The organism is Haloarcula sp. R1-2 (assembly GCF_011627385.1).
GTDB lineage: Archaea > Halobacteriota > Halobacteria > Halobacteriales > Haloarculaceae > Haloarcula > Haloarcula marismortui.
The window spans coordinates 228418-240813 of sequence record NZ_JAANTG010000003.1 but is presented as its reverse complement, the minus strand read 5'-3'; the positions used below and the strand labels follow the sequence as shown (position 1 = coordinate 240813).

12 protein-coding genes are annotated in these 12396 nt (G+C 59.7%); 5 read left to right on the top strand and 7 right to left on the bottom strand.

The annotated features are described in order from the left end of the window. Positions 1 to 228: 228 nt before the first annotated feature. Complete coding sequence (locus G9C82_RS15250; RefSeq protein WP_127014567.1) at positions 229 to 702, bottom strand: Lrp/AsnC family transcriptional regulator; 474 nt, start codon at positions 700 to 702, stop codon at positions 229 to 231. 278 nt (positions 703 to 980) lie between these two features. Between G9C82_RS15250 and G9C82_RS15245 the strand changes: the two genes are divergently transcribed. The 4 genes from G9C82_RS15245 (at position 981) to G9C82_RS15230 (ending at position 6100) form a co-directional block, all read left to right on the top strand. Beyond that, a complete protein-coding gene (locus G9C82_RS15245) occupies positions 981 to 2231 on the top strand; it encodes an ABC transporter substrate-binding protein (protein ID WP_394343585.1) in 1251 nt (416 codons plus the stop codon). Then, a complete protein-coding gene (locus G9C82_RS15240) occupies positions 2228 to 3409 on the top strand; it encodes an ABC transporter substrate-binding protein (protein WP_127014566.1) in 1182 nt (393 codons plus the stop codon). The genes G9C82_RS15245 and G9C82_RS15240 overlap by 4 nt, the downstream gene beginning before the upstream one ends. Beyond that, the gene (locus G9C82_RS15235; RefSeq protein ID WP_127014565.1) at positions 3406 to 4611 is read left to right on the top strand and encodes an ABC transporter substrate-binding protein; all 1206 of its coding nucleotides are present in this window, start codon (positions 3406 to 3408) and stop codon (positions 4609 to 4611) included. The genes G9C82_RS15240 and G9C82_RS15235 overlap by 4 nt, the downstream gene beginning before the upstream one ends. 109 nt (positions 4612 to 4720) lie before the next feature. Beyond that, positions 4721 to 6100, top strand: coding sequence for a sugar porter family MFS transporter (locus G9C82_RS15230; protein ID WP_004965853.1), 1380 nt, complete (start codon positions 4721 to 4723; stop codon positions 6098 to 6100). A gap of 44 nt (positions 6101 to 6144) precedes the next feature. Here the strand turns inward: G9C82_RS15230 and G9C82_RS15225 are convergent, their stop codons facing one another. Next, complete coding sequence (locus G9C82_RS15225; RefSeq protein ID WP_127014564.1) at positions 6145 to 7020, bottom strand: fructosamine kinase family protein; 876 nt, start codon at positions 7018 to 7020, stop codon at positions 6145 to 6147. Positions 7021 to 7140: 120 nt separating this feature from the next. Continuing rightward, on the bottom strand, positions 7141 to 7494 hold the full coding sequence (locus tag G9C82_RS15220; protein WP_127014563.1) for a transcriptional regulator: 354 nt from the start codon (positions 7492 to 7494) through the stop codon (positions 7141 to 7143). 146 nt (positions 7495 to 7640) lie between these two features. Between G9C82_RS15220 and G9C82_RS15215 the strand changes: the two genes are divergently transcribed. After that, positions 7641 to 8144, top strand: coding sequence for a GbsR/MarR family transcriptional regulator (locus G9C82_RS15215; RefSeq protein ID WP_127014562.1), 504 nt, complete (start codon positions 7641 to 7643; stop codon positions 8142 to 8144). Positions 8145 to 8152: 8 nt separating this feature from the next. On the opposite strand, the gene G9C82_RS15210 is transcribed toward G9C82_RS15215, so the two are convergent. The 4 genes from G9C82_RS15210 to G9C82_RS15195 form a co-directional block, all read right to left on the bottom strand. Continuing rightward, positions 8153 to 8704 (bottom strand): hypothetical protein, encoded by a 552-nt coding sequence (locus G9C82_RS15210; protein ID WP_007188514.1) that lies wholly within the window; start codon positions 8702 to 8704, stop codon positions 8153 to 8155. A gap of 139 nt (positions 8705 to 8843) precedes the next feature. Next, entirely contained in the window at positions 8844 to 9743 is a 900-nt protein-coding gene (locus G9C82_RS15205; RefSeq protein ID WP_127014561.1) for a hypothetical protein, read from the bottom strand. A gap of 165 nt (positions 9744 to 9908) precedes the next feature. Next, positions 9909 to 11342: a hypothetical protein gene (locus tag G9C82_RS15200; RefSeq protein WP_127014560.1), complete on the bottom strand. Its 1434-nt coding sequence runs from the start codon at positions 11340 to 11342 to the stop codon at positions 9909 to 9911. Then, positions 11335 to 12084: an ABC transporter ATP-binding protein gene (locus G9C82_RS15195; protein ID WP_127014559.1), complete on the bottom strand. Its 750-nt coding sequence runs from the start codon at positions 12082 to 12084 to the stop codon at positions 11335 to 11337. Before G9C82_RS15195 ends, G9C82_RS15200 begins: the two co-directional genes overlap by 8 nt. Positions 12085 to 12396: the final 312 nt, after the last annotated feature.

The window sequence follows — 12396 nt, the reverse complement described above, 5'->3', positions numbered from 1 at the left end:
AATCTTCTTGCACAGCGGGTCCGCTACTCATGTGCACACAGGTTCGGCTCTCAGGAGCGAATTGGATATCGAAAAGGGGCGAGATTACCAAACTGTTCGTTGGGGCAGCTCGAAAATCAGGCGGTGATTGAAGCGCGTCAGTTACTTCGATAACGTGTCAGGCCGTGTAGTCCCATGGGCGCAGTCGTCCGACAAGCAACTCCGCAACAGCAGCAGCCCCGCTCGCAGCTAGCTCTCGTTCTCGGAATCGAACTTACCGAAGGGCGTCGTCTCGTGACTCCGGACAAGTACTTCGTCGGCCACCGTCAGGCCCATATCGAGAAGTGCCTGCGCAACGGGCGTGATATCGCTATCCGATTCGCCGACAGCCGTCACAAGGAGGTTCTCCTCGCCGGTGACCAGTTCCTGTACCGATACCACACCGTCGATATCGAGGATTTCGGGGATTAAATCGCCTCGCTCGGGAATCGACGCAGTGCAGTAGAGCAACATCCGGAGCGGGTAGCCCGCCTGCTGATAGTCAACATCAGCGCTGTAGCCTTTGATTACCTCGCTGGACTCGAGATGGTTAATGCGCTTGCGGACGGTGCTGTCGGACGTATCCGTTCTCTCTGCGATGTCCCCGGACGACATGTTTCGAGCATCCTCCTGTAATGCGTACAGGATTGCTCTGTCGACGGCGTCGATTTCCTCGTCAGCCATACTAGTGTGTCCACAGCAAGGACACTTTACTGTTGTACGTTCCCCGAGACCGCTGCTGTGTCTGTCAGCGGTAGCAGCGAGGTCTCGAACGCGCCAGCCGCAGCCTGTGAATAGATGCAGCATGTCTCAGGGTGGATAACAGCGGGGAAGTTGCGCTCTCGACGAGCAGACGTGACACGAACTGCCGGAACAACCGACCCGAGTCCGTGACGGCGGCCAGTTTTCAGGCGCGCCTAAATTCCGAAGCAGTTATATATTTTTAGGTGAGCCTAACAATCATGTCGAGAGATGATACAAACCACAAGTCCCCGACCAGACGTGACTACATGAAGTATGGTGGCGCGGTGATGAGTGGGGGGTTGTTGGCGGGCTGTGTAGGTCAATCCGACTCCAAGTCAACTCCGAGCGAGCGAGGCACAGGCGACGGGTCGACCTCAATGGCCGAACCAACCACGGCTGATGACGGGTACTCCGTTACAATGTCACCCATGGGAACCGTCGAGTTCGAAACGGTCCCCCAGAGTGTGTTCACGATACTGGGCCACCACGTAGACATGCTGGTCGCGCTTGGGCGAGGCGACGCGATCAACGCGATGCACGCACCCAAATACCACCAGTCGCTGTATCAGAAGTTCCTCCACCGACTGGAAGGCGTCTCAATCGACTGGGACGGGCTGTACTCCTCGTGGCCGCCGTCGAAAGAGAAACTGTACGAACTCGATAGCGATGTGCACATAGCGGACCCAGCGAAGGTTGCGACGGCCGAGGGATGGGACAACAACAGCCTCCAGGAGATAGAATCGAACGTTGGCCCGTGGTTTGGGAACACACTCAGCGGCACGCAGCAGGAACCGCCATCAGGCTGGGCTGATGCGTATGACTACTATACGCTCTGGGAAATCTTCGGAAAGATCGCGGAGGTCTTTCGGGAAAGAGACCGATATGCGGCGTTCGTATCTGTCCGTGATTCGATGCTGCAAGCTATCAACGCGGGCCTGCCGTCGGAAAGTGAACGGCCGAGCGCGGCACTGGTCCTGTTTTCCACATCCGGCGAGGAAATCTGGGGCTATAAGATGAACCACCCGGGCTACTACGCTGCTCACACCCGCCCGCTGGGTGCGACCGATGCGTTAGCCGATGCTGTCGGTGACGGGTACGGCGACGACGGTCGGAATATTACACTCGACACCGAACTACTTCTCGAAGCTGATCCAGACGTACTGCTCGTCCCCGGGCCAATGGCGGGGTCCCACAATCTCGACGATATTCGGTCACAACTGGCGGACAACGAGGTTACAAGAGAAATCACTGCTGTCCAAGAGGGGCGGATATACGCGCAAGGTGCCCGTCGGCAGGGTCCGATTCTGAACCTGTTCCAGACTGAGATGACCGCGAAACAACTGTACCCCAACCAGTTCGGCGAGTGGCCGGGCTACGTCGACGGTGATCCGTACCCCGAAATCCCCGCCGAGGAACAGCTGTTCGACCGCCAGCGGGTCGCTGACATAATCACGGGTGCGGGACAGTGACTGACGCCGAGAGGACATCGTCTGAACGCCCAACGCGCAGAGAGTATATCAAGGGTGCCGGGGTGATTGTCGGCGGCAGTTTACTCGCCGGGTGTGCCGGCGATGCAGTCTCAGAATCCACCGCTACTGAGGATAAAGCGACAGCCACGGCGACCGAGACGGAATCATATACCGTCTCCATGGAGCCGGTTGGCGACGTTACGTTCCAGACGGTTCCCGAGCGATGGCTTCCCTACGGTGGCGCCTACGCCGATATGGGCGTGGCCCTCGGACAGGCCGATGGCCTCACAGGTATTGGCGGGGGAGATCGCTATTACACGTACGTCTACGATGAGCTTCCCGGTGTTTCCGTCGATCAAGAGACGATTGACGCGAATCCGGAGGTCCGAACGAAAGAGGAATTTTACGAACTCGACAGCGACGTACACCTCTATGACCCACAGATGCTCGTCAACTGGTTCGACTGGTCGCAGTCGGACATCGACGAAATCACTGAGAACGTCGCTCCGTTCATCGGGAATCTGATATTCCGTCGTTCGGATAACTGGCACGACTACCGGTATTACACGCTCTATCAGGCCTTCGAGAAGGTCGCGGAGGTGTTTCAGGAACAGGCACGGTACGAGGGGTTCAAACAATTACACGACGACTACATCGCGGACCTCCAGAGTCAACTCCCGCCGGCCGAGGAGCGTCCGAACGTCCTCCTCACCTACGAGGGTACCAACGAGCCGGAGTCGTTCTCTCCCTATCGACTGAACGACAAGGGCACGAGCAAGAAGCAATGGCGTGACCTCGGCGTTACTGATGCGCTTGCCGGAACCGATATTGAGAACCTCAGTACGACTAATCGGGGCGAATACGACTACGAAACGCTTCTATCGGTTGATCCAGACGTTATCCTCATCCGCGGCCACGAGCGGAAATCAGCGACTGAATTCCGAGAGACCATCTTGCAGTTCATGCAGAACCACACCGTCGGCAGTCAATTAACTGCGGTACAGAACGAGCGCGTGTATCGCGGTGGCTACCTCCGACAGGGGCCGATTCACAATTTCTTTTTGACCGAACGGGCGGCCCAACAGCTCTACCCCGATATCTTCGGCGACGTGACCTCGGATACCGAACTGTTCGACCGGCAGCAAATCGCCGATATCGTCACGGGTGATTTCGAATGACTGATCCAGATAGAGCGGCGTGCGAATGGCCGACGCGGAGAGATATAGTCAGAAGTAGCGGGGCACTCGCTTTCGGCGGCTTCCTCGCCGGTTGTTCGGGCGAGAGTGGTCAGGAGTCTTTGGTGACCGAGGGCAGCGACATGACCACAGCTACCGGAGCGGGCGGTACTGAGACCGATCCAGCGACTTCCGACGGGGCATATTCAGTGACGATGGAGCCAGTCGGAACCGTCGAATTCGAAACGGTGCCCGAGACAATCGCCCCGTTCACAGCGGACTACATCGATATGCTAGTCGCGCTCGGTCACGGCGACGCAGTACAGTCGATCTGGTACCGCGGTCGGTACAAAACGCTACACTACGAGGAACTCGATGGGGTGTCCATCGACCTTGGCAGGCTCACACAGCTCTGGAGCGACGGTATCTCGAAGGAGCCGTTCTACGAGATGAACTCGGACCTGCACCTCATCGACCCACACGGGCTGACAAACTGGCTTGGAGCGTGGGATCAGTCGGACCTCACAGAAATTCGGGAGAACGTCGCACCGTTTCTCGGGAATCTCATCTTTCGCCAGACTGACGACTGGCACGACTACCGGTACTACTCGCTGTACGAGGCGTTCGAGAAGGTGGCTGAAATGGTTCAGGAACGGACGCGCTTTGAGGCGATCCGTTCAATCCACGACGAACTGGTCGAAACGGTGCAGGCTCGGCTCCCGGCGCCAGCGGATCGGCCAAACGCCGCGCTCATGTTCGCCGGCGAGGAGCCGGAGGCGTTCACGCCGTATCGGATCAGCGGGAACGGGGCCAACAAAGAACACTTCCAGACGCTCGGCATTTCTGACGCCTTTGCCGATACCGGAGTTGAGGGGTACTCCGGCTCGGAGTCGCTCGATTACGAGACGTTACTGGAGATAGATCCGGACTCACTCCTTCTGCGATACCATCGCGAAGGGAAGACCCGGGAGGAATTCGAGAACTCCGTACTCGCCTCTATGAAAGACCACGAAGTGGGCAGCCAGTTGCGGGCCGTCCAGAATGACATGGTGTTTCGCGGCGGCCCGATCTACGCCGGCCCGCTGCATAACCTATTCATGATCGAACGGTACGCGAAGCGCTACTTCCCAGAGGAGTTCACAGAGACGCACCTGTTCGACCGAGATCACCTCGCGACGATTATCACCGACGGTAGAGACGAATGACGGCACCATTTTCCAGCACAGCCCGTTACAGGCGTCTCCCAGTGGCTCCGCCGTCGTGCGAATAGACTTGGAAAGATTTTTACACAGATTCAAGTTCAATTTTACATAGATGTCCACAGCGACCATACGTAACGTCCTCCGCGGTGACGGCGACCGGTTCGTCTACATCGTCTCCGCGTTAGCCGCATTGAACGGACTGTTGTTCGGGTTCGACACCGGGATCATCTCGGGCGCGTTCCTGTTCATCCAGGACTCGTTCGTCATGTCGCCGCTTGTCGAGGGGATCATCGTCAGTGGCGCGATGGCCGGGGCCGCGGCCGGTGCAGCCGTGGGTGGCCAGTTAGCCGACCGCCTCGGTCGCCGTCGACTCATCCTCATTGCGGCCATCGTATTCTTCGTCGGATCGTTCACGATGGCCGTCGCGCCGACCGTCCCCGTCCTCGTCGCCGGTCGGCTTATCGACGGCGTCGCTATCGGCTTCGCGTCGATTGTCGGTCCGCTGTACATCTCCGAAATCGCACCACCAGAGATCCGTGGCGGACTCACCTCGCTCAATCAGCTCATGGTTACCACCGGAATCCTGCTCTCGTATTTTGTCAACTACGCGTTCGCCGACGCTGGCGCGTGGCGCTGGATGCTCGGTGCCGGGATGGTCCCGGCCGTCGTGCTCGCTATTGGTATTCTGAAAATGCCCGAAAGCCCACGCTGGCTCTTCGAACACGGGCGGACAGACGAGGCCAGAGCCGTGCTCAAGCGAACGCGGTCCGGCGGTGTCGAGCAGGAACTCGACGAGATCCAAGAGACCGTCGAAACACAGTCCGAAACCGGCATTCGGGACCTGCTAGCTCCATGGCTTCGCCCAGCGCTCGTGGTCGGACTCGGACTCGCCGTCTTCCAGCAGATCACCGGTATCAACGCGGTCATCTACTACGCCCCGACAATTCTCGAGTCCACTGGCCTCGGAAATGTGGCCTCGATCCTCGCGACAGTCGGTATCGGGACAATTAACGTCGTGATGACGGTCGTGGCAATCATGCTCGTCGACCGCGTCGGTCGACGCCGACTCCTGCTTGTCGGTGTCGGTGGAATGGTTGCAACCCTCGCCGTCCTCGGCACCGTGTTCTACCTGCCCGGGCTTGAAGGCGGCCTCGGCATCATCGCCACGATCAGTCTGATGCTGTTCGTGTCCTTTTTCGCGATCGGCCTCGGTCCAGTCTTCTGGCTCCTGATCTCAGAAATATACCCGCTTTCCGTTCGTGGGTCGGCGATGGGCCTCGTCACCGTCGCCAACTGGGGTGCAAATCTCCTCGTGTCGCTGACGTTCCCCGTCCTGACTGACGGCGTCGGAACCTCTGCGACGTTCTGGCTGTTCGGCCTCTGCAGTCTCGCGGGACTGGTGTTTGTCTACCGCTACGTCCCCGAAACCAAGGGCCGGACGCTTGAGGCAATCGAAGACGACCTCCGGCAGAACATCTCACTGGCTGACTGAGCCGACCATCGGAACGGCCGGCGAAGCCACCGGTTGCGTCTGTTTCACATACCGAGACGGTCTAACGCACGTTCGAGCCTCGGGAGTTCGTCTTCGCCGAAAAACCGGACGTTCTCCAGCGCGTGAAAGGCGACATACACGTCGCGTCGCTCTTCGAAGTATCCCGCAGAGATGTCGCGGTGTTGTCGGTATTCATCATAGAACGCCGCCCCGATCGAATCCAGTCGGTCGACGTACGCCAGATCAACTTCAGCGTGACCGAAATAGATCGCTGGATCGAGGACGGCCCGAACGGTTCCGTCAGCCACCACAGCGTTTCCAGGATGGATATCGCCGTGCAGCAAGGACGGCGTGGCCGGTTCGACGAGGCGAGCGTCGAGCGTTTCCGCCAGTCGCTGCACTCGGTCGAACTCGCCGGCTGGCAAGGCCCCTTCGTTCCGTGCGGCCGTTGCAAAAGGGAGGAGCCGTTGCGCACGGAAGAAATCGATCCACGAATCGGTCCACGGGTTCGACTGACTGAATGGGCCCGAAAGGGTATCGAACGGAAAGCCGAACGCGTCAGCCGAAGTGTCGTGGAGAGCCGCAACGTGTCGCGCGAGGTCGCGTTCGGCCCGCTCGTCGAATCGGCCGTCACCGCCGATAAACGACAGTACGAGCAGTTCCGGTTCGACGTGGAGGACTTCCGGAACCGGGAGAGGCGTGTCACGGTCGAGGGACTGAAGCATTGCCGCCTCGATTCCGAGCGGCGAGCCGTCGACTTTCACCGCCACATCAGGACGGTCGTGAAACGACACACGGTAGACCGACCCGACTTCTCCGCCGTCGAGCGCCGTCGCGTCGTGAGCGTCGGCGTTCAGTACGCTCGAAACCCGCTGTAGGACTGTCGCCTTCGTTCGTTTCGCGCCCGTCCCGTCGTCCATATTCAGCGTACGAAAAGCGGTCCAATAGGTCTGTTTGTCTCTGTCTCGGCAGGGGAAACAAAGCTGTCCGAACCTGACTGCAGACTTCCGAGAACAGGCAGTGCTCGAAACGGCTGGATACTACACGGACCGGTCAGCGTTGGCCCCAAACTGCACGACGAGTCGCTCCGTGGCGAGAGCGTACACGGTCATCTCCGTCCCCTTCTCCGAGTACCACGTTTCTGCGGGTTCGATAAGGTCAGCTTCACAGAGGCGGTCGAGGTGATAGGAAACGCTCTGGAGCGAGCGGTCGACTGCGTCCGCGATATCCGATGCTGTCCGCGGGTTATCCCTGACCGCCCCAAGTATCTCCTGAGCGGCCTCAGATGAAAGGATCTGGAGGACATCAGTCGGCTCGGTACCGTTGACTACGACGTTCGTCTGCTCTCGGGGTGCATAGTCAACCGGCGGGTGGTGGGGGAAGACGCTTGCCATGAATTGTAGGGTGGGTAGTGACGGTCGTTTCTATTTGTTCGGCTCAATCCGAACAAACCAATCAAACAATTTAATACTTACGGAAGCAATAGGCAGAGGTATGACGCAGCAGGGTACGTGGCAAACAGGGCAGCCAGTTCGTATGCATGAGTGATGCTGACAGTTCGGTCGCACGAGAACGCGTCATCGAATCGATGGAGCAATCAGCCGAGGTGTACGGCCTCAGCCGAAGTTCTGGGCGTATTTATGGCGTGCTGTACTTCGCTACAGAACCGCTCTCTATCCCAGAACTGGTCGACGAAACTGGCTACGCGAAATCGACGGTGAGTAACGTCACACGGACGCTGTCGCGTGTCGGCCTCATCCACCGCAAGTCGTCTGCAGGCGGCGGCAGACGCGTCAGGTTCGAGGCCGAACGCGATGTCTGGTTCATCCTGCAGGACGTGTTCCAGCAATACATCCAGCGAGAAGTCCAGACGACGCTCCGGACCATCCGCCGAGCGGAAGAGCAGGTCCCCCCAGATGCTCGCGAGCAGGAGCATATCCAGAACCTCCGCGAGACGTACGAAGACCTAGAAGAAATCGTACAGCTCGCGTCGGACTACTCGGCCGCCGAACTCCGCGAGGCGCTCGAAGCGTACGAGCAGTAGTCGCCGCGTTACCAGTAGACCGTATAGGTACACACATCGTCCCCGTTCCGGCGACACGTGTCGCCCGTCTCCTCGATAAAGACGAACGCGTCGACTGGCGCGTACTGCTGGGCAACCCCACGGATGAGGCCACGGTTGAACGGACACGGATACGGGTTCTCACAGGTCACCTCGCCGGTCCGGTCGCCCACGGATTCGAAGCGGTACTGCCCGATGTCTCCGCCACGGTGATTCCGCTGGTAAGCCTCGTCTATGGACCGGAGGCCCGCCGGAACAGTATCAAAGTCGTCCGGCCAATCCGCGACGTGAGGGATCTGTTCGCCGAGTCGGTCGAGGACGTGCGGTTGCAGGTCATCGGCAATCGTCTCGAACGCGTTCAGCCAAGCCTGCTGTGGGTACCACTCGTCAGCCGCTGGTTCGGTGATTCCCTCGGCAGCGAGCGCCGTTAACGCCCGTTCCCGGTACTCATCCGAGAACTTCCCCATCGCCGCCTCGACTATCGTGAGTACCGTTTGCCCGTTGATTTCGACGGCCGGGTCAAACGCGTCGTAAGATGCCATGCTGTCCGGGCGTTCACAGGGAGAAAAATAAAAACCGACCATACACACGGCAGAATCGCACTTTCAGCTCGTGGAGAGAACGCCGAAACGCGGTTGCCACCCTGCTGCCTGCATCCCCAGTCTCGACAACGCCTCGTCGTCACTCTCGCACGGTTCGCAAGGGCGTGACGGCACCACACAGACCGTACGAGATAGCCTTTCCGTACGATGCGTCCCGTGACTGTCCGGCCTCCGCTCCGGTTCCGACCTCGGTGACCCACGCCGGCCGAGTCACTGTCGTCTCGCTCGACTCGAACTGGAAGGAGATGTCGATCGTTTTCGGGTCATCACCTGTCAGTCTGGCCAGAGCAAATTCTGCATACGTCCCCGCGGGCCTCGTCTGGTCCCACGTAACCGTCGCGGAGCGAACGGCAGTCGTGTCACCGGTTGTTCGCACTGTGCCTGTCGCTCCGGTGATGTGGTACGTTTCTCTCCCCTCGTACCAGCCGTTTTTCGGGTTGTAGACGGCCGTCGCCTGAGAGGTGTCGGTATCTCGTTCGTATCCGACGGGGTACAGGCTCATGACGACTACTGACGCCGCTCCCGAGACCTCGTCGGCCACATTCTCTGACTCCTGCTTGACAATAAACGTGACAGCCCCCTCAGTCTGGTTCACCCGGAGGAGTTCTCGATCGGTATCGCTCTGGATCTGTGCTCGTCGGCGGTCGGTACTGCCGTCATCCTCGACAGTGATACGACTGTAGACCGGATCGTCCGATGACGCTTGATACTGTTCTGTTCGGACAGCACCTTCGTCAATGGACAGGTAGCGCCCGCCGTCAGCAGTCACAACACCCTCGAATTCGAGCGCGGTCACACTGTCCGCAACAATCGCTCCCGTCGCCCGGTACTCGTCGGCCTCAGGCACTGTAAACCGCTCATCAACCGGTTGCTTCGAGTGCGGATCGACAGTGGTAAACGGATACACAGCGGCGAAGACAAGCGCGAGACAGCACAGCGCCAGCGCACCGTTGAGTAGCCTCGCGGTACGACGGTCCATATTTCAGTGCCAAGGCTGATCAAGTAAAGCTATTCGAAAACCGCAGTGAGACCGCTGCTGTCCGTTCGGATTATCCCAGCCGGATTAGGGCACACAGGCAACGGCAAACCCGATGATGATGGCGAGTCGGTGCTGGGGCCGGAGCGGACGAACCCAAGCGGCCACTCACGCCTGCTGATACCGCGTCGACCATTTGGGTAACGACCGACGGTAGAGGGCGACGCCGACAACAGCCATGACGCCACCAGACCCCCCGAGGGCGGCAAGCAGGGTCCCAGACAGCGGCGAGATGGCGAACCCAGCGATAAGGATCGGGACTAGCGGGAGGACCATTGCCGCGCCGAAAACAGCGAACAGGGCCGTATCGAAGAGGAACTCGTTCGGAGAAAGGCCAGTGAGGTACACGGTGGTGCCGAAGATGTAGCAGGCAACGCCGACGAGCAGGACGCCTCCGACAGCCGCCTCGGCGACCGACCCGCCACGCCAGACGAGTGCGAGTCCGTAGAACGCGAGTCCAACTAGCGGGCCGAGCAGGAGGAACGCCCGGAATTTCCCCACAAAAACGGCTTTCACAGAGAGTGGATGGGCGAAATACAGGCTCACGTCATCGGATTGTGTGAGCCAGTTGTAGGTTGTAAACCCAGAGAGCCCGAGAATCGCACCGAATGAGATACCAGTGGACGGCGGCACACCCGTAATCTGTCCAGCGAAATCGACCAGCGCGGCGGTGACACCGAACAGAATCGCCGCCGAAAAGAGGACTTTCCCGAACCCGCCAGCGCTCCGGTGGATGTCAAGCAGGCTCTTGGTCGCAACTGGGTCACCGATCCGTCGCCACCAGCGGCGGAAGGCCGGTGTGACCGTTCGAGCGGGGCGGGGGGCGGTCGCATCGAAGGTCCCGGCGCTGAGCAGAAAGACGACGAGGATACTGGCACCCGTAGTTCCGGCCCGCACAGGGGTCTGGGCGAGAAACAGACCGTAGGGGGTGTAGAAGACGATATCGACACCACTTGCCAGCGCTGCACCGACGGCGACGAGTGGGGCCGCGAGTAGCGCCAGTCCGGGAACGCCACGGCCAGCGAGGCCGAGGGCCGCAATCGTCGTGCCCATTCCGAGGACGAACGTCAGTGCGAGGGTCGTCCACAGAAGTGGGACCGTCTCAGCTACGAGGAGAGGCCCGGCTGCTCCGCTGACTGCAAGCACCGTTCCGAGGGAAATCGGCAACAGGAACAGCACTGCGTAGTAGACACTGTCCTTGACGACGAACAGTCCCAGCAGCGTGTTCTGCGATAGCGGGAGCGTGCGAGCCGAAAAGACCAGCAGCGTCACATCACCGAGGAGGTTCCGGAGAGCATCCCGTCCCACAAAGCCGATGGACCCCGTGTGGAGACCAAAGACGAACACCAGTGCGTGGAGGACGGCGAACACGGTTTTCGGCTCGGTCCCGGTAACAGCAAGAAGCTTGGCCGCGGCTCCAGCGAGCAGACAGATAAGCACCGGAAACAGGGAGAAGTGACTGCCGCGGAAGAGCCGACTGTGGAGTCGCCACTCCTCCCGGAGCATCTCGACAAACACCCTTCGCGCTCGTCCGTCACTCATGTGTCAGCGATTTCGGTCCCTGGTCCACTGTTGCGTCAACGTTGTCCAGAAACACGTCGAGGAGCGTCACATCAGCGTCGAGTTCTGCCGGCCGGACATCAGCGACGAGTTCGCCGCCATACATGATGCCGACCCGCGAGCAGAGTTCGGCAGCAACGTCTACGTCGTGTGTCGTAACAACAATCGTGTTGCCGTCGTCCCGGTACGAGCGCAGGAAGCGCTTGACCCGCTCCTGAACGATTGGGTCGAGATTCGCCAGCGGTTCGTCGATGAACACGACATCCGGCTCGTGGAAAAACGCGCCGGCGATCATCACTTTCTGCTGTTGGCCCCGCGAAAGGTCCGAGGACAGCGTGTCGAGTTTCGCGGTGAAGCCGAGACGGTCGGCCCATGACTCGGTCTGCGCTGTTACCGCGTCGTCGGGCATATCTCGGATAGCACCGACAAAGTCGAAGTACTCGCGTGGCGTCATGAAACTCGGCGGTGACTCTTTTTCAGGGAGAATCCCCGCTCGTTCGCGGACCGCTGTTGGCTGCGTTGCCGGGTCGACACCGAGTACCGCTGCCTGTCCACTATCCGGACTGAGCTGCCCGGTGAGTATTTCCATTGTGGTGGTCTTGCCGGCCCCGTTCGGCCCGAGCAGTCCGAAGAACTCGCCATCGTCGATGCTGAGCGAGAGGTCCGCTATCGCGGTCATGTCGCCGTAGGCCTTCCGAAGCGACTCGATCTCGATTGCTGTCACGGCGTTCTGCCGACCATCGTGGTTCTGTCCGTATAAGCTATTATACTAGATAAGAACATTCCAGATAGTCTGACAGCGGTTTCGGGGACACGTGCATCTAAATTGACGAATCTGTGCCCTGCAGTATCGACCTCATCGACGACGAGACCACGTTTCTGACCATTGACCGCGAACGTAACAGTGGATTCGACAGTTCCACTGGACGCCTCCCGATGTGGTCGAGTGGGCGTCAGGGATGCTCGACGAAGCAGCGACGGCGTCTGCTCCGCTCAACGACCACGCTGACACCGCCGAAAGTTGAATCTGGCCGAC

Coding starts and splice junctions, on each gene's coding strand:
- G9C82_RS15250 (WP_127014567.1), bottom strand. CDS start 702: ATGGCTGACGAGGAAATCGACGCCGTCGACAGAGCAATCCTGTACGCA.
- G9C82_RS15245 (WP_394343585.1), top strand. CDS start 981: ATGTCGAGAGATGATACAAACCACAAGTCCCCGACCAGACGTGACTAC.
- G9C82_RS15235 (WP_127014565.1), top strand. CDS start 3,406: ATGACTGATCCAGATAGAGCGGCGTGCGAATGGCCGACGCGGAGAGAT.
- G9C82_RS15230 (WP_004965853.1), top strand. CDS start 4,721: ATGTCCACAGCGACCATACGTAACGTCCTCCGCGGTGACGGCGACCGG.
- G9C82_RS15225 (WP_127014564.1), bottom strand. CDS start 7,020: ATGGACGACGGGACGGGCGCGAAACGAACGAAGGCGACAGTCCTACAG.
- G9C82_RS15220 (WP_127014563.1), bottom strand. CDS start 7,494: ATGGCAAGCGTCTTCCCCCACCACCCGCCGGTTGACTATGCACCCCGA.
- G9C82_RS15215 (WP_127014562.1), top strand. CDS start 7,641: ATGAGTGATGCTGACAGTTCGGTCGCACGAGAACGCGTCATCGAATCG.
- G9C82_RS15210 (WP_007188514.1), bottom strand. CDS start 8,704: ATGGCATCTTACGACGCGTTTGACCCGGCCGTCGAAATCAACGGGCAA.
- G9C82_RS15205 (WP_127014561.1), bottom strand. CDS start 9,743: ATGGACCGTCGTACCGCGAGGCTACTCAACGGTGCGCTGGCGCTGTGC.
- G9C82_RS15200 (WP_127014560.1), bottom strand. CDS start 11,342: ATGAGTGACGGACGAGCGCGAAGGGTGTTTGTCGAGATGCTCCGGGAG.